Raw genomic sequence first — 22,852 nt, 5'->3', positions numbered from 1 at the left:
AGAAATCGGAATAGTTTAATTTTATGCCAAAATCCTTAAACTTAAATCAGGCTTTATATCAAAGAAGTGCGATCTATTTGATCGCCTTCTTTGTATTTATATTACTTGCGTTTTGGAGTAATTACTTTTCGATTTTGGGTCAGGAGATGACATTTTACGTCCATTTTCATGGGGTATTCATGACTTTATGGTGTCTGATGTTGATCGCCCAAGCTATCCTGATTAGGATCAAAAAATATAGGATTCATACAATTGTTGGAAAGGCATCCTATCTGATTTTCCCAATTTTGTTCGTATCAACAATTCTTCTGATTCATGCCACAATACGAAAGAGTCCAGAGGTAAATTTCGGAACTTATTTTTCCATGTCCCTTATGCTTAACGCATCGGTTATTTTATTGATTATTTACGGACTTGGCATCTATTTTCGAAAAGACCGGTTCACTCATGCCCGATACATGATTTGTACGATTTTCCCCTTGTTCACTCCCATTACTGACAGGATTATTTACAAGTACATTTCCCCCATGGTTGAGTTTGCGCCAAAGTTGGAAGGGTTTCCAGTTGTTCCCTTTTTCGGGTTTTTATTAGCGGATATTTTGGTGATTGGATTAGCTATTTGGGATTGGAAAACACACCATAGGAAAGATGTTTTTCTGATAGTCTTAGCCCTGCTCCTGATTTATCATATTTCTTTGTTCACATTCTATAAATTTCCTTTCTGGCAGGATTTCTCAGCATGGTTTTACCAATTAAATCTTACCTGAAAACTATTCTATCTAAGTTTTCCGAGGAGATAAAGTATTTATTAGTTTTTTTTAAACGCAACCATTGATTTTTTAATTCTTGGTTAGGTTTATCCTAACTTTCCATCCCCATCAATATCCTTCCCGATTTCTTTTTCGAGTAAGTGCAAGGTTTTTATTAACAAGAGTCTGGTCTTTTCAAGCTCTTCCTCTAAATAAAGAACGCGCTGCTCTAGAGAAACTGCCTTTTCTTTTTGATCTTCTATTTCGCTTTGCTGTAATAAATCCCAAAACATTCCCATGATTTCTTAATTTTTTGGTTAATATAAACTTCTTCTGAATTTTTCAGAAAATCCATTATGTAGTTTGCCGAATCGATTCTTTCAAATCATTTTTAGAAATCGGCAATTGACGAATTCGTTTTCCAGTTGCATTAAAGATAGCATTTGTCACAGCTGGGGCTATAACGGGAGTGCTGGGTTCACCACCCCCGCCTGGAGGATTGTCAGAATTGATAATATAGGTTTCGATTACCGGTGCCTCGTTCAATCTGGTCACTGGATAATTATGAAAATTATTTTGGGACACAGCTCCATTTTCAATGGTAATTTCTCCTGTCATTGCTGCTGACAAACCATAAATGATTCCACTTTCCATTTGAGCAATGAATCCATTTGGATGAACTACCAAGCCAGCGTCAACTGCACAAACAACCCGATGGACTTTTACATTTCCATCGACGGTAATTTCTACTTCAGCCACTTCCGCCACGATAGTCCCAAAAGATTGAGCGATTGCTATCCCTCTTCCCCAATTAGAAGGAAGAGCTTTTTCCCAGTTGGACTTTTCTTTTGCTAAATCCAAAACAGCTTGAAACCTTGAATTATTCTTACTTAAGTTCTTTCGAAATATAAGTGGGTCCTTTTTTGCTGCGAAGGCCAGCTCATCTATAAATGACTCGGTCAAAAAGCCATGTGTAGAATGGTCCACACTTCTCCAGTTTCCCCAGGGGACATAAGAGGGTGGACTAGAATATCTGATCAATTGATTCGGAACATCATAAGGAATATCTGCAGCCTCTGGAGGATGGTGCTTAAATATAAATTGATGATCATATGCAATCGGATTCCCTGCTTGATCTAATCCAGCCTTTATTCTGCTGAGAGTCGCCTCCCTATACACATCATGCTGCGTGTCTTCTTCTCGGGACCAGATTAGTTTCACAGGAAAATCAACCTCCTTGGCTATCAAAACTGCCTGCTTCATCACATCTGACTCAGATCGACGACCAAAACCTCCACCGAGCAACTGATTGTTAACGATCACATTTTCAGGATCGAAGTCAAGTAGGTCTGCAATTTCTGCTCTGACTCCGAGTGGATTTTGACTTCCGCACCATAGCTCACATTTCCCATCATGAACCCAGGCTGTACAGTTAATGGGTTCCATTGTAGCATGTGCTAAAAATGGGAGTTGGTACTCAACTTCTATAATAGAATCCGCTTCCTCAAAGGCAGCAGAAACATCTCCTTTTTTCGAATGGGTATCTAGATTTCCATCTGCCAAATCCGTAGTCATTGCATTGCGATATCCAGAGATAATTTGATCTTGGCTTAAGGTGTTATTTTCTGTAGTATGAAACTCAATAGCCAAATTATCAAGTGTTGTTTTTGCCTGCCAGTAGCCATCACCAATAACTGCCACAGCATTTTCAAGATTAATAATTTTTAGAATCCCAGATATAGCTGATGGAATTGAAGTATCTACTGATTTTACCTTTGCTCCAAAAACAGGAGAGGATCTAATGGTGGCATATTTCATTTCAGGAAGTACGACATCTATTCCAAATTGGGCTTCTCCCGTGACTTTTTCAGGAATATCAAACCTTGGTTTGGAAGTGCCTATGATGGTGAACTCATTCCGGGATTTTAACTTTGGGTGAGTTGGCTTTTTTATCTTGGCAGCAGCAGGGGCCAGTTCCGCATAAGTTGCTGTCTTCTTGGTAGCCTCATGAGTAATCCTACTGTTTTGAGCTTTTAGTTCGGCTACCGGAACCTTCCAAGACTCGGCAGCCGCTTGAAGAAGCATGGATTTTGCAGCTGCACCTGCTATTCGCATTGCTTGCTGTCCTGTAAACCTTACAGAGGCAGATCCCCCAGTAATTTGAAAATTTAAGGACTTTACTGCAGTTAGAAATACACCATTGATTGACTCATCCAAAAACTTGGGAAGTTCTGAATTTCCAACAATAAAGCCTTTGAGAAATGTAAAGTTTGCATATTCCTTATGAGCCGGAGCTTCCAAAAACCGAACGGTTGACCAGTCTGCATCCATTTCATCAGCAAGCATCATCGCTAGAGTGGTATGAACTCCTTGTCCCATTTCAGCATGGGGAATTATGGCTGTGACTGTATTGTCGGGGGAGATTTTTAGCCAAATATTCATGACAGTTTCACCTTCGTCGGCAATAAATCCGGCAACTTTGGAAGATCTGTTTCCAGGTCGGATAGCTATTCCCAATACCAAGGTACCTCCAGCTAATACTCCCGCACTGATAAATGCTCTTCTAGTCCATTTTTTCATAGCTTTTAAGTTTTAGGATTAGAAGAAGATTGAAGATTTTCAGACGCAAGCTTTATGGCAGATTTGATTCTGGAATACATGCCGCAACGACAGATATTTCCAGACATGGCCTGTTCGATTTCCTCATCGGAAGGTGCAGGGTTTTCATTTAAAAGAGCCACTGCAGACATGATTTGACCGGATTGGCAATAGCCACATTGGGGAGTTTGCTCAGTGATCCAGGCTTGCTGAACGATGTGCAAAGTTCTTTCATCAGGTGCAATGCCTTCTATCGTGGTAATGTTTTTGCCTTCTGCCGAGGTAGCAGGTGTGATGCAAGAACGTATAGGCTTTCCATCCATGTGTACGGTGCAAGCTCCACATTGGGCTATTCCGCAGCCGAATTTTGTTCCTGTTAGCTCACATTGTTCACGAATTACCCAGAGTAAAGGCATTCCTTGGGGAGCATCTACGGAATGATCTTTTCCGTTAATGGTAAGTTTAATCATAGTCTATTCTATGGTAATACTATCAATATCAGTATTTTCCGGGATTTCACCGAGTTTCCAAAGCTCAAATAAATTGATGTGCTTAAACAAGTTGTGTTTTATATGCCATCAAATGCTCCTAGTCTTGATTTAAATGCTCCAATCTATACTTTGCCACTATGAATGTGCCACTTTACTTTCTGGAGGTTTACTTTTACTTAAAATTAAAAAACTTAAATGATTACTGGGAAGAGTATGAACAACTCCTTGATCAAAGAAGCCTTACTCATAGGGTTTTGGGAAAGAAACCTGAATTCTTGATCTATTCTTTTTTTTAGGTTCAGTAAAGCTAGTCCAGTTTATATTCTGACTCAATCAATCCCAATAGATTGACAGCACTGGTTCGAAGTGAAGCAGCGCGCTTACTATTTCCAAAACACATTTTTGACAAATAATGAACTTGGAAAGCCATCTCATTCAGCGTTTGGAAATCGTCCGTGATCAATTGAGGATTATCTTTCGGGACCACAAAATTCATCTCATCATTCATTGTGGCATTTAGTGCTTGAGAGTCAAAAACCCTTCCACCCATTTCCCGAAAAGTGGATTTAGTAAGGCTTTCATTTTCCTCCCAATCAATTAATACTTTTACCTGTTTCTCATATTTGAGTAATTCTTCTACGATGACACGTTTTTTGATCAAGCGAAGGTTTCCAGCATTTTTTAGTTGCTGAATAGTTCCATCTGAATAAACAAATGGGCTTTCATAAAAAACTTGTCTGGCTAAGTAATAAATCTGATTTCCAAAAAGGTGATGATTTCTGTTTACTAGCATTATTGCCAAAGAATCCATCAAATGGCCTTTCACCTTTTTAAATGAAACGTAGCTGTTCAGATTTGCTGTGTCTACTTTCAGGTCCTCGACTAAAGATAATATGTATTCTTTTTCTATGGTTTCATTAGTCAAAGACTCCCGGTAGTTTTCAGCAAGAAATCCACAAAAAACCGCTAGAAAGAGCATAAAAAATTCCTTGAAATAGGATTTCCAATTTCTGGATTGGTGCTGTTGGTTTGGAATTCTCGCCTTGTTCCATGCTATTCAATTGGTAAAGTCACAAACAGTTGGGACTGGATCAACCATGTTCCCGATTTCTTTGTCCATTGGGCAGAATATTTTCCACCTACGACTGATTCTGTAGATCCTTCTACAAACCCTTTCCAGGTACCAGTTTCCCAGGCCAACTTGGTTTCAGGATTCACTTTTATCTCATTTGGAGTTCTTACCCAATACATCCGAGGACCGGTTGCATTTTTTATATAATCCATCAATTCAGCTTTTCCAGACAGTAAAGTTCCTGCTCCTGTGGTGATCAAAACGTCATCTGTAAGGAAAGTACTATTCAGCTCTTCATTAAAATTTCTAAGTGCTAAATTGGAGGACTCTCTTTGGGATTGGATTTCAGTAATTTCAGCCTCTTGCCCGAATAAATCCAAGGGTATCCAAAATAGACACCCTTGTAAGAATAAAATTAGTATTGCCTTTGAGATCTTCATGGCTTTCACTTATAGGACAAACAATAAGTACCCCTTGTTCAGCAGATCTGTAGTTGCTGTAAATCTTGAAACTGCCATTTCAACTCCGGGATAGATCATGCTAGGCTCTAGATTTTGCTTCATCATTGATTGTCCACAGACGATGATTCTTACTCCATTTTTCTTGAACTCCTCTAATATTTCAGCATTTGGGTTGGCTACACCAAATCGCTTTTTGTATTCTTCATTGCTTAGAGCAATTGGAGTAGAACCTGAAAAAACAACAAATACAAACGCAAGATTTTCCTTTGGCACACCAGCATAAATATGCAAATTATACATCCTGGCTGCATAGTCTAAATCACCCGAAATCTTTTTTTTGTCTTCAATTCTTTTGTCGAATTCTACTACGAATTTGTATTGTTGATTTGGATCCGGTTTGATAGTTTCAAATGGAACTTCCTCAACTCCACCATACCCTTGAATAGCCGGGTAAACAATTCCTTGTGCTTGCGTCATTGCTATGAAAGCAACCAAGCTAATTATTGAAAACAGGCACTTTTTCATAGGCAATGTATTTAAATGAATTTATTTCTGGTCTCTATAGTGATTAAACCAACTTAGAATTGAAGCTGATTTACTCATTAGCATACTTGGACGATTGACTAATCCATGGGAGGCATTGGGAATTCGAACCATCGCTGATTCTACTCCTTGGAGCTTCAGCGCAGCATAATATTGTTCAGACTCGGAAATTGGGGTTCGGAAATCCTGCTCACCAGTCAAAAGCATGGTAGGAGTGCTTACATTTCCAACTAGCGAAAGTGGAGATCTTCTCCAATAATTCTCAATATCTTCCCAAGGCATCGCCCCAAACCAATACTTAGCAAAGAAGGCAGCTCCATCTGCATGCAAAACAAAGCTGGTCCAGTTGATAACGGGCTTAGCCACTACAGCCGCTTTGAATCGATCTGTTTTTCCAACGATCCAAGCAGTCAATACTCCCCCTCCAGAACCTCCAGTTACAAAGAGATTTACAGTATCTACATAGCCTTTCTCAATCACCGCATCTACTCCAGACATCAAATCTTCGTAGTCATGGTTGGGATAGTCGTGATGGATTGAGTTTCCGAATTCTGCTCCATATCCCGTACTTCCCCTTGGATTTGAATAAAGCACTACATAACCAGCTGCTGCATATTGCTGGATTTCGTAGGAGAAGGAATTGCCGTACATTGCAAATGGCCCGCCGTGTATCTCCAAGATGAAAGGATATTTCTTGCTTGGATCAAAATTAGGAGGAGTCACGATCCAGCCTTGGATGTCTTTCTGGTCATAGCTGGATTTCCACCAGATTTCTTCTACCTTTCCGATTTCCCGATATGAAAATACGTCATCATTCACCGAGGTAATTCGATTGCTTGTACCGTCCACCCAAACGGCTAAATCGGCCGGATGATCTCCACCTCCAAGCGTGTAGGCAAAACGATTGTTGGAAGAAGCCGAATAGGAACCGGCGTTGTATGGTCTTCCCAAATCCAATCCACCAAGCCCTTCTACAACTGTTCTGACTTTACCTGTCAATGCAACATGTCCAATTTTCGTATCTCCCTTTTCATCATATTGGAAATAGATTCCTTTTCCGTTTGCTTCCCATTGGGGATTGCTTGCACTGCGATCAAGATCTTCAGTGAGGTTTTTCACTCCGGAGCCATCTGCATTCATCACATAGAGATTTCGAACTTGGTAACCTTGGAACGTATCATCAAAACCGATATAGGCAATTTGTTTACCATCTGGAGAGATAGCTGGGTTTCCATCTGGTCCAAAACGGGAGGTCAAGGCTGTGATTTTTCCATCTACCAAGCTAAGCTGGTAAATCTCCGAATTGTTGGGAACCAGCTCATTGTCTTCGTGAAGATTAGCTGAGAAAATCAGGCTTTTTCCATCTACCGACCAAACTGGCGATCCATAATCCTGATCGTCAGAAGTCCACTGCCTAGCGGTTCCGCCAGTTAATCCTATCGTGAAAATCTGTTGATAACCTGGCTTCAAATAGCCTGCACCATCACCTCGATAATTCAACTCATCAATAAAAATCGGAGAAGCATTCCACTCTGCTCCGGCAGGTTTTGCTGGAATAGTCAATAATGATTTGGGGTTAGAAGGAACAAACTGGGTAAAAGCCAAGCTTTGTCCATCCGGTGACCAGCTTACCGAGCCGGGTGCATTGGCTGAATTAGTCAGGGACACAGACTCTCTTGTATCAAGATAAAGAACAAATAGCTTTACCCGATCATCCTGACTATTGGAACGATAGGCAATTTTGCTTCCATCAGGAGACCAAACAGGTCCAAAGTCTCGGTGATTACCTTGGGTCAAAGGGCGGTTTTGTGTCCCATCGATATTTGTAATCCAGAGATTGGAATAATCCCGATCTGTCATGATGTCTTTGAAGTTTCGGACATAAACCACCTTGCTTCCATCTGGTGAGATACTTGGATTTGTTACATATTCCAGATCGAAGATATCTGTTAGTTCCAAATTGGTTTTTTGCTGCGCATTAAGCTGAAAGCTTACAAAGATCGCAAGGATAACAACTAGGGAAATTTTGATTTTCATATTTCGTTTTCTTTTAAAGAATTGAATCGGGATTGTGGTTTTTAACTTGTGCTTAGATCAATGTTTATAAATTTATTTAATACTTTCCTTATAGTATTGCCTATTTGTTTTTGAAAAAAACTAAGGTATTTCTCTTTTTCTTTTGACTTTTAAAAAGTTAAGGAAATAGTAAATGAAGATAAGAACTCCGAGAGAAATAAAGACTCCCTGAATTTCTGTCCATTGCAATCGAGAAAAAACCCACATCAAAGCAATCAAGGCAAAGGTGCCAATGATATATCCCCCCTTTACTTTAAATACTTCAGGACCTGGGTTTTTCTCGCCTATTCTAAATTTGAAAAAGGCCAGAATTACTCCTATATAAATCAGAATAGATACGGCTGTGACCAAAATCAACAAATACTTGAAGCTCCCCGTACTCGCAATCACCAATTCTAAAATTGCTAAAAAAAGAATCGCTAATGCCGGGGTACCATATTTGGGATGAAGTTTTGCGAATATTTTAGGCAAAATACCATCTACGGCTCCGGCATATAATATCCTATTCTTTAGCAAAAAAATGGAACTGAATGTACTCCATACTGCGATAAAAGAGACGATAATGATTAGAAGAAACCCAGTATTTCCTGCCAAACTTTTGGCTAATTCTGCAAGTGGAGCTTCTTGATTTTCGATCAGAGCCTGGCCAAGTACTCCTTGAACAGACAAATGGATCAGACAGAATATCAATACAACTCCGAAAATCCCTATCACAAATCCAATGGGAGCTGTCCGCTTGGGATTTTTCATTTCACCCCCGATACTCAATGCTAATTCACCACCAAGAAATGCGAAGATCAAGAGAAGTGTTGCTTCACCGATTTTGGAAAATTCAGGAAAACCTTTCCATGAAATATTATCGAGGTTTAAAGCAGAAAGTCCAAAGATCACAAGGGCTATAATTGCCAAAACCTTGGAAAAAGTAAGCAGTTTCACGAAGACCATGCTGTCTTTAATTCCCCGAACACTGAGGAAAGATATAACTCCTAAAATCACAGAGAAAAATAGAATTCTAGCCCAACCTTCCTGAAAAATCGGGAAAGAGGTGGAGGCGATATCTGCCATGGCATTAAGTAGTGCAGCACATGCCAAAACACCTACTCCAAATAAATATAGAATATTGGCAAGAAAACCTGCCAGAGGACCAAAAGCCCGTTCAATATAAACATACATCCCTCCAGTATCGGAAATTCTACTACTCACTTCTGCAAAGCAAAGCCCGAGACCTAAAAAGATCAGACCACAAAAAACATATGCTAGGATACTTCCATTGCCCAAAATAACAAATACCAAAGCCGGCAAGAGGAATATTCCACTTCCAATAGAGATGCTTAGTACGTTGGTAACTACACCTAAAATTCCAATCTCTCGTTTTAGGTCTATTTGGGGGTCTTTCATTAATTCATAATTATTTAGGATTGGATCTGTGAAATATATGTTGATTTAGGATTTTGTTTTTTTATCTCTGACGGCTTTTATAAGGAAATAAATGACTGTCAAAGCAACAAAGAATACTGTAAGACCTGTCTTTTCATACCCTGTCAAGTTGGAAAGGAAAAACAGGATAATTAGTGATGATAAAATAGGAACCACTGGTCCAAATGGGATTTTAAAATCTCCAGGTTTGGAAGCCTGCTTTTTTCGCAACCAAATGACAGAGAGGCAAACCCCAAAATACACCAAGAGCATACTGGCAGATGCGATTACAGCGAGTTGACGGAAACCACCTAGGGCTGCCAATGTGAAGCCGAGTCCCGCGTACAATAAGATGGCTAAATACGGGGTTTTAAATCTTGAATGAATGGCAGCTAATTTGTCAACTGGAACTATTCGATCACTTGCCAATCCAAAAATCACTCTTGGCATGTTCAGTATTTCTCCGCTCAACATGCCAAACATAGAGATTCCAGCTCCCACCAATAAAGCTGTGTATCCAATAGGGCCAAAAACAATATTTGCTACTGCTGCCAAAGGCGCTTCTTTATTTTCAGGTAGTGAATCTCCCATCACTCCTTGTGCAACAGTTTGAATTAAGACGTAAAGGATTAATACAAACAGAATACCTATAAAAATCGCTCTAGGGACTGTTTTTTGTGGCTTTTTGATCTCACCTCCGACTGATAATCCTGCATCACCTCCCTGAAAGGCAAAGAATAAAATCAAGCAAGCTTGTCCAAATTGATCCAAAGAAGGAGCCGACTCCCAATACAAATTCGAAAATGAAACATCCTTCCAGCTAAAGCATATCAACAAGATAATAGGCGTGAGTTTTGCAACCGTATTGATTTTAACCAAGCCGATTCCTTGTTTAACGCCAATGACATTTAGGAGCGCCAAACTTGAGAAAAAGACTAGTAATAAGAGGAATCTATTGACTGGGTCTGTAAAAACAGGAAAAGCCAATCCTATTAATTCTACTAATGCATTAGCAACTGCAGCATCAGAAAACACACTTCCAGTGACCATAAAGATGGCTGCTAAAAAACCAGTATAAGGACCAAATGCCGTTTCCACATAAGCATAAGCACCTCCTGACCGGGTGATTTTACTTCCTGCTTCAGCAAAACAAAGCATCACCAGAGCAATCAAGAATCCACAAAAAAGGTAAACTATGATACCTGTAGAACCCATGATTTCCGCTACAATGGCGGGCAACACAAATATTCCTGCGCCAACAATGATATTGACGATGTTGGCAGAAAGTCCCCAGACTCCAATTTCCCTTTTTAACCCTGTTTTGCTTTCCACTCGTGTATTTGACGTTTGATTAATTCTTATTTATTTTTTCTAATGTTTGCCCACTTTAACTTTTTTATCTCTCAACTCATGTTTCAAGCTTTTCCCTTGATTTTTCTATAATCCTCTAGCCTCCTTTTATCAATGCGAGATTGCCGCGTCGTCGTTCCTCCTCCTCGCAATGACGTTTCAAATTTCGAATCTTCTCACTGCCCACTGCACAGTGCTTCCTGTTCACTGACCTAATACCCTCTTGCTCCTCCGTCTTCACTCGATGAATCCGAAGCCCCTACCCATGTTCCTAATTCCGGATCATAGGTAATGCCCATCAAAACACCAAGATTAGTTCTTGGTCTTAAAGTATGTCCCATTTCTTCCAAGGCTTTTCTGGTATCAGGAGAAAGTAAATTTTGCTCATAGAGGATTTGGTCTGGAAGCCACTGATGATGGATCTTCATCGCTTCGATAGCACGGTCTATCCGCATATCATAAACCAAAACATTTAATACCGTCTGAAATACCGTGTTGATGATTGTTCTTCCTCCTGGACTTCCGATCACTAAATAGGGTTTCCCATCTTTAGCTACAATCGTCGGAGTCATGCTGGAAAGCATTCGTTTTTCCGGAGCCACGAGATTTGGATTGGAGCCGATTAACCCCGTGGAGGTGGTTACCCCTGGGATCGGATTGAAATCTCCCATCTCATTATTGAAAATGAAACCCAATTTGGATGAGCCCATTTTCACCCCGTAAGAATTTTCTAAGGTGTAAGTAAGGGAAACAGCATTTCCATCTTTGTCAGTCACTGAAAAATGAGTGGTGTGATCTCCGCCATAGAGTTGTCCGTATTTTGAAGAATCACTTTTCGAGGCATGCTTTAAATCCAGGTTTTCAAATCTTGCTTTTGCAAAATCTTTTGAAATCAACTTGTCTATGGGCATCTCAGGATTAAAATCAGGATCACCTAAAAATTCCGCCCGATCCGCAAATGCCCTTCTCATAGATTCCGCTACCAAATGCACATAAGCTGTGGAGTTGAATTCAACATCCGAAATATCCGCAGCTTCCATCAGGTTCATCATTTCAATCAATGCCACACCTCCTGAACTTGGTGGAGGCATTGAAAAAATCTCATACCCATCGAAAGTAGTACTAACAGGCTTTCTTTCTACTGCCTCGTATTTGGCAAGGTCTTCTTGAGTGATGATTCCTCCATTGGCTTTCATGTAAGCTTCAATTTCTGCCGCTACTTTCCCCTTATAAAATCCATCTCTTCCATGATTACGGATCTCTGTTAAGGTTTCTGCCAAAGCTGCTTGCTTCCAAAGTTCCCCTGGTGCCACAATCTCACCATTAGAATTTCTAAAGTAGTTTTTCATGATGTCCCAGGATTCGTCCGCTTCGGAAATTCTAGTGGCAACTCGATACAATCCCCAAGACATGGGGAATCCTTTTTTTGCAAGTTTAATAGCAGGGTTTACCAGATCCTTCCAGGGTAGTTTTCCATATTTCTGATGTGCTTGATAGAGACCTGCAACAGTCCCGGGAACACCAACGGAAAGTAATCCACGGTGATTAGAATTGTCTTTGATTTCACCGTTTTCATCTAAAAACATGGTGGGACTTGCTGCCAAAGGAGCTTTTTCACGGAAATCAAAAGTGGTCACATCCCCGTCAGATTTCATGAAAACGATAAATCCTCCACCTCCGATATTTCCTGCTTCAGGATGCGTGACAGCCAAAGCAAATGCTGTTGCGACGGCAGCATCAATGGCATTTCCTCCTTTTTTTAGGATTTCAACTCCCACTTCAGAGGCTAAATAATGGTCAGATACGACCATTCCATTTTGTCCGTAGGTTTGTGCTATCGATTTCTCAACTGTTAAGATGAGAATAGCGAATAGAGATAGGAAATACTTGATTCTAGGGTTCATAAATTCTAAGGCAGAAAATGTTTTTAATAGTGTTTTAGGTAATAATTTCTCGGGAAGTGCCATTTCTTATTATTGAAGCTTAACTACAAATCAGTTGTCCATCATTCCTTTCAATTTTCTACGAGCTTCTTCAAATCGACCCAGCATTCGGTCTATCTTTATTTCGCCGTAAGACCTTCTCGCAATTTTTTCGGAAGCGTCTATGGCTCGAATCAGATCATCAGCGGCGGCTTTTCGGGCCATCGGATCGGTACTGCCAATAGCATTGATCCAAATAGGTGAACTATGGGCAAATGGCCTAGCATGCATGGTAGGCCAAGTATCTTCCTTAAGTTCGCTGGAATAGGCACGGATCGCTATCCATCCACCTTCAGGAAGGACGATTTTCCCTTGGTATTGTCGGGTTTCTCCCGCTTTTATTCCAGTTAATTTCTCAACTACTTTTCCATTGACTATAAGTTCTACTACATCTATATCGTTGGTGCTGGCTAGAGTAGCATTCCAATCTTGCCTTCCGTTGCCAATCACATCGCCAGGCTGAGCATCCTGACCAACCTGAAAAAGCAAGGCAGGACCTGTGGTAACAAATCCTTTACCAGCCATCGCTGCCTCAAGAACAGACTGGGCAGACATCTCAGCTCCTTCAAGACGAACATAGTTTCTTCCTGTTCCTGCAGCCATCGTTCGGTGAAAATCCACCCACATATCTGTCCCTGACATGGCAGCAACCTGCTGTCCGATATTAAGCAGACGATACCAAACCTCACTGTTCCCTAGAGGACTTGTCCAGGCGCAAACCATCTCCATACCGATCTGGTCGGCTAGGACTGCATCTGAAATTAGCTCGATGGGAATAGGACCGGTTTCCAGCTGGTCAAAAGGATCAGAGTCTATTTCTATAGGGTGAACATAGGTCATAAATCCTCCCATGCTATCAGCAAAATCCAACACCTCACCATTGCTTCGATCTGGATCTCCGAGTTTTGGATTTGTAGGTCCCCAAAACCAAGGGGAATAAGCCTTGTCAAGACCAAGTAAGCTTACATGACCATGGAAATGCGAGCGTACTTCTTGGCTTTGGTCGATGATACGTCCATCTTGGATCGTTTCTTTTCCAAGAATGGAAGCATCAATCCGTCTTTCCCATCTATTCCAGGACATCGGGGCAAGTAAGTCAAGATCTTCACCAGCTACTACTCGAAGTGCATCAGCATGTGTAGCGCGATGGTGCCCGTCCCCGTTGAGATGAACGTGATGATCAGCTGAAACATACCCTGCTGCTGATGCATCCCAAATAGGCACGAGATTAAGGCTTACTTCTTTTTTAGTATTGGTTTCAACTGAAACGGTTGATTTTACTGCGGATGTCATGGGACCGCGAGCAGCCGATATCTCATAATTTCCAGTAGGCAAATTGAATTCTGCTTTTTCTTTTATATAAAAGTAATGACGACCCGTCTGTGGATCAGCATAGGTAGCATCCTTATGGAAAGCGACAGGAGATCCATCTTCCCGTACAATTGAAACTCGTGCAGTGACTGGCTTACCAGCTGCATCTTTAACTTGAACAGTCAAACTGCCACTTGCTTCACCCAGATCCCAATTTGAAATCATGACCTGTTCAGGCAATCCGCCGTAGGTAGAAATCCGCATCAATCGAAACTGGCGATTTTCGTCCAACTCAACGAAATAAACTTGGTTTCCATCTGCGCTAAATGCTGGTGTCAATGCGAAAGCAGCTCCTTCCGTAAGTCGGTTTTTCACCCGAGGATCGTCCAAATCCATGGTCCAAAGGTGGTAATCATTGTCGATCGGAGCACTGAAAACAATCAGTCGCTGATCAGGATGGGCATCAGCTGTGAAGTGATAAGTCAAAGTCTGTTCCAGGGCAATCGTGTCTGTTCCAGAATCCATGTCTTTTATGCGAAGTACACGATTCGCACCGAGGCCATGAAGGTACATGAGACTTTTACCATCTGCTAGAAGTCGCGAATTACGCTCCACTTGTCTTAAATCAGTAAGTTGCTCATCCACTCCTGTTGTAAGATTTCTTCGTCTAAGATTGATCGAACCACTGTTACCGGAAGAGTAATAGATTGACTCGCTATTGGCTGAAAATTCCGGATCTAACTCAATGGCTTCGGTATCAATCCGGATTTCTGCTCCACTTTTCAAATCCAAAACAATTACTGCCGTATTTTTCCCTTCATCCCGGACGAATGCCAGCTTATTGCCATCGGGGGACCATCGGGGACGTGAATCTATTCCCGGACTTTTGGTCAGTCTTACGGCTTTACCCGTCTCCAGATCCAAGTTCCAGAGCCATCCTCGTGCTGCAATTGCAAGATGTTTTCCGTCTGGAGCGGGGGCCGGGTCTGTTGGGCCGTAGGCGAGAATAGGAAGTTCATGCTGCTCCAGATATACATGATGTCCAAAGTCATTGAGCTTGCTGTATCGATTAGTCCACTGTGCATTTGCCACATTGGAAGAAATGAAAAAGGCTAAAACTGAAATCAGTACTATTGCAAAAGATTGAGTATTAAATCGCATTTCTTATTAGTCAAGGGTTAATTTGAAGAGAATAGCTCTGCAAAATGAGAAGGAAGAATATGCTTCTTTCATAAATTTAAATTTAATCAATATCTACTTTGGGAGTGGGTAGGACCACTCCAACATTTTTAGAATAATTATCCCACTCCGAGAGAAGATCTTGATATTTTTCAGGAAACTCCTCTTTCAGGTTATTTTGCTCCGCCAGGTCGTTCGAGAGATTATACAATTCAAAATTTTTTCTTTCAAAAGGTTGTTTATGGTTCACCAGTTTCCAATCACCCTTTCTGATCAAGACATTGCCTCGATGCTCAAGCCCAAAGACATAATTTGCCACATGAATTTGATCTGTTTTACCAGAAAGGTAAGGGACGAGGGAATTCCCTAGTTGTGGTTTTACAGGTATTTCATTCCATTTCTCTGGGTAAGTAATGCCTGCCAGTTCGAGGAAAGTGGGAGCCAAATCCATAACAGTCAAAAATGAGGCATCGATTTCCGCGGATTTTTCTACGCCTTTACCGGAAATAATCAGAGGAGTTGTAATTCCACCTTCTGTAGTAAATCCTTTGAAATAACGAAAAGGTGCAGATCCAGCTTCTGCCCATTGAGGGCCATAGGAAATGAAACTTTTTTCGGTTCCCATTTCTTCAAACGAATCGGTGTAATGCTCCTGGAGGTAGGGTCCATAGAATGAGCTGTAGTAAAAATCATTTCCTGCGGCTCCGTTATCTGACAAGAAAATTACCAAAGTATTTTTATACAAGTCTTTACTTTTAAGGTAATCAAGAATTTTCCCAATATTCTCATCAAGATTGTCAACCATTCCGGCATAGAGTTCCATTTTTCGAGCTTCTTTGGCTTTTTCCTTGGAGCTTAAACTTTCCCAAGGCTTTATTGAAGGGTGCAAGACAGGCAAATTCATGTTCTGGGAAATCAAACCTGCTTTTTTTAGATTTTCGAGTCTCTTTTCCCGGAGAATTTCGTAGCCTTCATCATACCGTCCCTGATATTTTTTCCAGTATTTTTCTGGCACTTGGAGTGGCCAATGAGGTGAAGTGTAAGCAGCAAAGCCAAAAAATGGTTTACCAGTTTCCAGATTGGAATCTATGTAAGAAATCAATTTGTCAGTGTAGAAATCAGAGGAATAAGCTCCTTCTGGCCAATCGGAGTTCTCTCCGTTTTCTGTATAAAATGACTTGTCCCCATAGATTATTTTGGGACTGTCAGGAAAAAGGAGTCGGCTGCTGAAATGATTTGCTCCACCTTCCAACGTTACAAAGGATCTTTCAAATCCCTTTTTAGCTGGATCATCTTCGGGCCTTAGACCTAGATGCCATTTGCCGGCTATGAAAGTGAAATAACCTGATTGCTGTAGCAGTTCTGGAAACGGAATAATTCTATCAGTCAGGTGCCCTTCGTATCCGGTTACATCTGTTACCAAATCCTGGGAACCCATTCCGGCAATATGATTGTCATTTCCGGAAAGCATCATGGCTCTGGTAACAGCACAGACAGGTCCAGTATAAAATCTACTAAATCGAATTCCATTCGCCGCCAAAGCATCTAAATTTGGTGTGTCAATATCTCCACCAAAAGCTCCAATATCCGCATAGCCTAAGTCATCTGCGACGATTAGTAATATGTTCGGTCGGTTTTCAGATAAGGTGTCCTCCGCTTTTGGATTGCAGAATGAGAAAATGAAGATCATTCCAAAAATTAGGAGCAAAGGATATTTCATAGAAAAGACTAAGGTTTGGCATTTAAAATTTACTGTAAATATCTTAGGGAAGTCCTTTTGGCTTACAAGCTATTTTAATTGTGCTCATGATCCATTCGGTGCTTTCGAAGAATATCTGCTCCGAAATCGCCATCGTTCTTTCTTAAGATTGAATGAATATGGTTGGCATTATCCAAAAAGCCTACGTTGTCATATTCAATAAGGAAATCCGGACTATGAATCAGGTAATAATGGGCTTTCATCGGTTCTAAGCTTCCGATCCAGGAAAAATAGACTTCGTCTAATCCCCTATCATGAAGAATTGCCATATATTCCTCTGCTTTTTGGGTTTCTAAATTTCCGATGTATTCTTCAATAAGATAATGCAGGATTTTCTGCTGTGCAGTGGTCATTTCTGAGCCTTTGATACCTCTGAACTCAGAGATCCATTGTGGCCTATCCGGACTGGTGATGATGTCACCCGGAACTTCGTCTTTAAATACAGCTTTTGCTTTTTGTTCTTCATCCAGTAGGTTCACCAACCAGAAACCATAATCTTCCTCCTTACTTAAGGGTCTTAGGCCGGCATATTGGGTTTGCTCCACCACCGCGGGATCAGATCCGAAAAACAAAGGGGCCAAAGAATACTCTGAATCTGCCATTGTCAGATTGATGGAAATATGGTGACCCTCGAATTTTAATCCCCAAATCCCATTGGCTGATGGTTCTCCCCAGACTACAGCATAATAATTGCCATAATCCCAATTTAGTCCCCGGATCATTTTTATAGTGTTTTCAGGGATTTTTCCTTCTTTATATTGGATTTCAAACAATTCATGCAAAATATCATCCACCTGCATGATACTGAAAGTTTTCAGATAGCCTTGAGAGCTAAATATGGCGCTTAAAATCTTGTGAAATTTGATTTTAGACTCATCAGAGAAATCTCCATATCGGAGACCTACTCTGGGGGCAAGACCCAAAGGTAAATTGGTCCATTTGGTTCTCATGCTGTCTTCCATGGATAGCATCACTTGATTTTTCTGATCCATATCCAAAGTGCTCAAGAAGTCTTGCGTAGTACTAATTAGTTTTTTGGCTGTTTGAGCCTTCAAATTCAATCCTACTAAAAGAAGAAAAGCTAGAGGGAAAATTATTTTTTTCATAAAATAATAAAGTAAGTTAAGAGGCTTTGATAAAGGCTTGGGTTTGTTTATCAGAACCTGGCCGAAACATTTCTAACTTGAAACTGCCGTCGGGTTGGAATATCATCCTTCGATAAGATCCATCATGTAAACCCGGGTATTCGAAAGTATTGTCTCCTAAATAATCGAAGGCGGTTCCAAAGACTTCATTTTTAATCCAGAGTTTCCCTTCTTTTTGGAACAGTTCTATTTTTCCATCCTCTCCACCTTCAGGCTTATAGATACCGACTAATTTTTCAAGAGAAGCCTTTTCCATTCCCAATTTTTTGGAAAGCCCTACATTAAAAGAAACAATGCTCCCGTTATTACCATCGGGTGTGACTTGCAACACTCTGTTTTTTGCAGCATCATTAGAAGCCCAAGGATCGTTTTTAATGTTTTCGTCTCCTGAAAAATATAGTTGTGTTACCAAGGTTTGATACCCAGGTGCTGTTACCATTAGGTGGTAATGAGCGGGACGGATCAATCCTCCACCGGCATCATAAGGAACAGGTAATATGGTGTCGAATGAATATTGCCCTTTAGAGTCCGTCATAACTGTTCCGCGGTAATTATAAGCAGGAGTAGAATTATCATATACCCCATCTGCATCACAATGCCATAATTCAACCTTTGCATTTGGATAAGGAGTGACACAATCTTCATTCATTATCTTCCCGGAAAGGTGAATTGGTTTTCCTTTTTTGCCAGGAATATTCAGATCATTCCTCATGGGACTATCAGGCCTGTAGAAAGGTCCTAAAATATCGGTTGTTGTTTCACAATCGCCCACAAATTTTTTTCCATCGAATTTGATAAATCCGAATGAGCTAACAGCCACAACGCTAATTGCAGAGGCTTCTATAAATTTTCTTCGTTTCATTGTTATTAGGGTTTAATTCAAAAGGAAGTTTACCAGCTTGGAAAAAGGCTCTGTCTTTTGAACAGTTGTATAAAGGATTTGAAATAGGATGTAAAAGCTTAATGCAAAAGTGATTGGCCAAATAGATCTGCCTTTTCTTATGTCAATCATTAGTAGAAAAAGCAAGATTAAATCAATGAGTAAAAAAGAGGCATATTCAGCAGGAACACCCGGTAAAATATATGCTAAGTCAAAAACGAAGTACAATATTCTATCTAGTGTAGGTCCCATAAAAGTCAAGACAGCAGCTATCATAAATCGGGCATGTATCATAGGAGTCTTTCTAAAATAGATAGCCAATCCATAAAAGGTCCCTAACCAAATCAAATAAACAAAACCAATCGCCTGAAAAGATGCCAATAATGATAATCCTTCTTTAATGGACATGCTTTCGTTCCCAAGAATCAAATTTTCTGTTAATGATGAGAGTTGAGATTGATAACTGTATCTCATCATTAAAAAAGAGGTAAAAATCACCAAAGGTATAACCAGGTAGCTCAGCTTTCCCACTTTCTGGTGGAGATTTATTTTTTTATACCGAATTAAAAGAGGTTGTGATATTGCAATTATCATCCATAAACTCATCAGTCCAAAATGAATATGCGTGACACTTGGTAAAGATTCTGTCAGCTTTGAAAAGTAAGTAACATAAAAGCCTCCAAAGACTCCAAGAATAAATAACATCATCCAAAATCCCATTGAAGGGAAAATAGAAGTAATGGATTGTTTGACTTGCATGGTCAGACATTTAGTTCTAGTCGATCCAGTTTTCTTGGATCAAATTTTAAAGTAGTGGTCTAGCTATTAGTTGAAAAAAGGTGGTGTTATATCGATTTAAAAATTCTATATAAAATTTTAAATCATCGATAATATACTAATAAATGCAATTCATATTCAAATAGTCCAAAAATATGAATATTTGTATTCAGCTTTACCCTCTATTCTATTTGATTAAATAAAAGAAAGGATAGAGAAAGTCGATTACCGAATTTTTCCTTTCAATTTTATAATCATATAGGATCATTTATAGGCGACAGCAGCACTTGCAGGTCCTGCTAGAGGGATTAATTTAAATGATTTGAAGCCTACTTTCTTACCCCAATTACTGAAGTCGTTAAAGGTATAATCAAAGCCTCCTTCTGTTTCTATTAGCATGTTTAGGCTCATCATTAATCCAAAGACATTTTGTTTTCTCTCCTCGTCAATGATGTTTTCTATCACGACGAAAACTCCATTTTTAGGAAGCGAATCATAGGCATTTTTCATCAATTTTAATTTTTCTTCTTCGTTCCAATCATGAAGAATGTTGCCCATAACGATAATATCTGCAGTTGGAATTGGTTCGGAAAAGAAGTCTCCACTTACACTTTGAACTCTATCTTCAAAGTTAAATTTTTTAATAGTTGAGTTCGAAATTGGATCAATAGGGGGAAGATCAAAAGTGGTACAAGTCATATGCGGGTTTTCTTTTGCTACCATTAAGGATAAATAGCCCGCTGATCCGCCCGCGTCTGTTAATGTTTTATAATTTGAAAAATCAAATTTTTTAGAGAAAGCCATGAAATTACCAATTTGTACTCCTGTCATTCCATTAACAAAGGTTTCCAGTATTTTAGGATCTTTATAGATTTCAGCAAATATGTTAACTCCATCTTTTGCTTCGTTCTGAGGCTTTCCCGTTTTCAGGCCTTCTTCGAGATTTCCCCAAAACCCATATAATCTCTCATTCATCATTTCCAAAATACCTCCTATATAGGAAGGCTTATTTTTGTCAAGAAAAACTTCGGTATCTGATGAATTGGAATATACAGCGTTTTCCAACAAACCTGCACGCGTAAGAAACCCAAAACCAGTTAAGGCATCCATAAAATCATAAAAATGTCTCTCTGAACAGTTCAGGTCCAATTGTTTCTTAAGCCCTAAAGCTGTTTGATCAGGGTGTGCTGAAAGTTTTGTGAATAACTGGAATTTTACAGCAGTCAATAAAATTTTACAGGCCATAAAGCTAGATCCGATTTTTAAGATGTTTTCGGGGTTAGGTTGATGTGATGAAGTTTCCATAAGCGTTTAATTTGGAGTTTGAGGAATTGGAAAAAGTACTTTATGTATATTAGGTTAGTTTGTATTAGAAGAAAAAATACAAGCCTACACTGATTTAACAACCTTAAAAATTGGGTTATTAGTTTATTAAGTTACCTGTTTTTATTAGAAAAGTTAAATTTCAGACTATAAATATGTCAATTTAAAAAAAAATGGAAGATAGAATTTGCTGTTCACCTGTCTTTGATACGATACATAAATTTTAATCCGCTCCATGATTCATCAATGGCTGCAACTTTGACATCAACTAGCCGAGATTCAAGCCCATAACTCATGATTTGGTACTTATCCACTTCAGTAGGAATACCAGAAGTCTTCTTTGGCCAACTGACCCAAAAGGCTCCTGATTTATTGTGGAAGCGGTGGGCATGTTTAAAACCGACCTCCAACTCCTCCTCACTTTGCACAAATAGGTGAATTAAGTCAGCTTGCTCCGAATATTCCGGTTTGGTCTCCAAATTGACATCGGGTCGGATGGCACCAAAAAAGGAAATATATGGTTTTGGACTAAACAATACCTGAACTAACATCCCTGATTTAATCCCAAGTTTTTTTACCAAAGAGGTTCCCGAATATTCTGCAGCCTCCATGGTTAGTTCTTATTTTTAATCCACTCCAGGACTTTTTCTGTCGGTAATTTTTCTATTACTCTTCCATCTTTCCCTTTCATTGTTTCAGCGGCGAAAAGCGAATTGATAATCGCCTCTTCTGTCGCTTCTATTACTCCTAGAAATAAGGAAGTCATATCATCATTTTGAAGGAATTCACCTTTTAGTAATACTTGGGAAGGTGAAGAATAGGGAATCCTCAGTCCCTTGGCAGTACTAAATGCAATCACATAATCACCAGATCCATTTGAGGCGATTCCACCTGTTTTTGCCAAGCCCATCATTGCTCTTTTTGCCAACCTTTCTAGATTTCTGTCTGAAAGTGGTGCATCTGTTGCTACAACAATCATACAGCTTCCATCTGATTTCTCTAAGGCATCTTTGAACGGATACTTTCCTAATTTCTCACCAACTGGCACTCCGGCAATCTGTAGATTTCCTCCAAAATTGGTTTGCACCAATACTCCAACAGTATATCCTCCAAGACTTTCAGGAAGCTTCCTCGAAGAAGTTCCAATACCACCTTTCCAACCAAAACAAACTGTTCCCGTTCCAGCTCCAACATTCCCTTCTTTCACTGGGCCGGATTCGGCTGATTTAATTGTCTTTATTACCTCTTCAGAAGAAATATGCATACCCCTGATATCATTTAGGTAGCCATCGTTCGTTTCTCCAACTACAGCATTGACCGACTGTACTTTTTCATTGCCAGGCAGATTTAGGTTGTATTTTACTGTCCCCTCGATTCCAGCGGCAACGCTTAGAGTATTTGAAAGAATTATGGGTGTCTCAATAGTACCGAGTTCTTGAACTTGCGTACTGCCAGCTAACTTTCCAAAACCATTTCCAACATAGATAGCTCCTGGAACTTTTTCTTGAAAAATATTTCCACCATGCGGTAAAATTGCGGTTACTCCTGTTCGGATTTCAGTTCCTTGGATTTTTGTGAGGTGACCGACTTTTACACCAGGGACATCTGTAATGGCATTCAGAAATCCGGGAGGTAATATCCCAAAATGGATACCTAGTTCTCTTGGCATTTGTTGGGCAAAATTCGGCGTTGAAATGAAAATCATGAATAACAGGATGAAAAGCCTAAAATGACTGGAAG

19 protein-coding genes are annotated in these 22,852 nt (G+C 40.0%); 1 reads left to right on the top strand and 18 read right to left on the bottom strand.

Features of this window, described 5'->3' with window-relative positions:
• The first annotated feature begins 23 nt into the window (after positions 1-23).
• The gene (locus tag AAGF08_RS12515) at positions 24-767 is read left to right on the top strand and encodes a hypothetical protein (RefSeq protein WP_343511530.1); all 744 of its coding nucleotides are present in this window, start codon (positions 24-26) and stop codon (positions 765-767) included.
• A gap of 89 nt (positions 768-856) precedes the next feature.
• On the opposite strand, the gene AAGF08_RS12510 is transcribed toward AAGF08_RS12515, so the two are convergent.
• From AAGF08_RS12510 to AAGF08_RS12425, 18 genes are all read right to left on the bottom strand, one after another.
• The gene (locus tag AAGF08_RS12510) at positions 857-1,048 is read right to left on the bottom strand and encodes a hypothetical protein (protein ID WP_343511529.1); all 192 of its coding nucleotides are present in this window, start codon (positions 1,046-1,048) and stop codon (positions 857-859) included.
• Positions 1,049-1,103: 55 nt separating this feature from the next.
• On the bottom strand, positions 1,104-3,329 hold the full coding sequence (locus AAGF08_RS12505) for a molybdopterin cofactor-binding domain-containing protein (RefSeq protein ID WP_343511528.1): 2,226 nt from the start codon (positions 3,327-3,329) through the stop codon (positions 1,104-1,106).
• A gap of 5 nt (positions 3,330-3,334) precedes the next feature.
• Complete coding sequence (locus AAGF08_RS12500; protein ID WP_343511527.1) at positions 3,335-3,817, bottom strand: (2Fe-2S)-binding protein; 483 nt, start codon at positions 3,815-3,817, stop codon at positions 3,335-3,337.
• 328 nt (positions 3,818-4,145) lie between these two features.
• The gene (locus AAGF08_RS12495; RefSeq protein ID WP_343511526.1) at positions 4,146-4,817 is read right to left on the bottom strand and encodes a hypothetical protein; all 672 of its coding nucleotides are present in this window, start codon (positions 4,815-4,817) and stop codon (positions 4,146-4,148) included.
• 74 nt (positions 4,818-4,891) lie between these two features.
• Complete coding sequence (locus AAGF08_RS12490) at positions 4,892-5,350, bottom strand: nuclear transport factor 2 family protein (protein WP_343511525.1); 459 nt, start codon at positions 5,348-5,350, stop codon at positions 4,892-4,894.
• A gap of 9 nt (positions 5,351-5,359) precedes the next feature.
• A complete protein-coding gene (locus tag AAGF08_RS12485; protein ID WP_343511524.1) occupies positions 5,360-5,896 on the bottom strand; it encodes a DsrE family protein in 537 nt (178 codons plus the stop codon).
• 21 nt (positions 5,897-5,917) lie between these two features.
• Complete coding sequence (locus AAGF08_RS12480) at positions 5,918-7,951, bottom strand: S9 family peptidase (protein WP_343511523.1); 2,034 nt, start codon at positions 7,949-7,951, stop codon at positions 5,918-5,920.
• Between the two features lie 120 nt (positions 7,952-8,071).
• Positions 8,072-9,388 carry an APC family permease gene (locus AAGF08_RS12475; protein ID WP_343511522.1) on the bottom strand — a complete coding sequence of 439 codons (1,317 nt, stop codon included), beginning with the start codon at positions 9,386-9,388 and terminating at the stop codon, positions 8,072-8,074.
• A 45-nt stretch (positions 9,389-9,433) separates the two neighbouring features.
• Complete coding sequence (locus tag AAGF08_RS12470) at positions 9,434-10,738, bottom strand: APC family permease (protein WP_343511521.1); 1,305 nt, start codon at positions 10,736-10,738, stop codon at positions 9,434-9,436.
• Between the two features lie 230 nt (positions 10,739-10,968).
• Positions 10,969-12,723, bottom strand: coding sequence for a gamma-glutamyltransferase (ggt, locus tag AAGF08_RS12465; RefSeq protein WP_343511520.1), 1,755 nt, complete (start codon positions 12,721-12,723; stop codon positions 10,969-10,971).
• Between the two features lie 27 nt (positions 12,724-12,750).
• Positions 12,751-15,210 (bottom strand): CehA/McbA family metallohydrolase, encoded by a 2,460-nt coding sequence (locus tag AAGF08_RS12460; RefSeq protein ID WP_343511519.1) that lies wholly within the window; start codon positions 15,208-15,210, stop codon positions 12,751-12,753.
• Positions 15,211-15,292: 82 nt separating this feature from the next.
• Positions 15,293-16,948, bottom strand: coding sequence for an arylsulfatase (locus AAGF08_RS12455; RefSeq protein WP_343511518.1), 1,656 nt, complete (start codon positions 16,946-16,948; stop codon positions 15,293-15,295).
• A 74-nt stretch (positions 16,949-17,022) separates the two neighbouring features.
• On the bottom strand, positions 17,023-18,093 hold the full coding sequence (locus AAGF08_RS12450) for a DUF3500 domain-containing protein (RefSeq protein WP_343511517.1): 1,071 nt from the start codon (positions 18,091-18,093) through the stop codon (positions 17,023-17,025).
• 16 nt (positions 18,094-18,109) lie between these two features.
• Positions 18,110-18,994 (bottom strand): catechol 1,2-dioxygenase, encoded by an 885-nt coding sequence (locus AAGF08_RS12445; protein WP_343511516.1) that lies wholly within the window; start codon positions 18,992-18,994, stop codon positions 18,110-18,112.
• 12 nt (positions 18,995-19,006) lie between these two features.
• Positions 19,007-19,771, bottom strand: a complete 765-nt coding sequence (locus tag AAGF08_RS12440) for a hypothetical protein (RefSeq protein ID WP_343511515.1) — start codon at positions 19,769-19,771, stop codon at positions 19,007-19,009.
• A gap of 282 nt (positions 19,772-20,053) precedes the next feature.
• Complete coding sequence (locus AAGF08_RS12435) at positions 20,054-21,094, bottom strand: methyltransferase (protein WP_343511514.1); 1,041 nt, start codon at positions 21,092-21,094, stop codon at positions 20,054-20,056.
• 212 nt (positions 21,095-21,306) lie between these two features.
• Positions 21,307-21,723, bottom strand: a complete 417-nt coding sequence (locus tag AAGF08_RS12430) for a DUF3052 domain-containing protein (protein WP_343511513.1) — start codon at positions 21,721-21,723, stop codon at positions 21,307-21,309.
• A 2-nt stretch (positions 21,724-21,725) separates the two neighbouring features.
• Complete coding sequence (locus AAGF08_RS12425; RefSeq protein ID WP_343511512.1) at positions 21,726-22,817, bottom strand: P1 family peptidase; 1,092 nt, start codon at positions 22,815-22,817, stop codon at positions 21,726-21,728.
• Positions 22,818-22,852: the final 35 nt, after the last annotated feature.

This window comes from Algoriphagus sp. SE2, from assembly GCF_039563885.1.
GTDB lineage: Bacteria > Bacteroidota > Bacteroidia > Cytophagales > Cyclobacteriaceae > Algoriphagus.
Note: the sequence above shows the minus strand (reverse complement) of the source record. Positions and strands in the feature narration are given on the sequence as shown.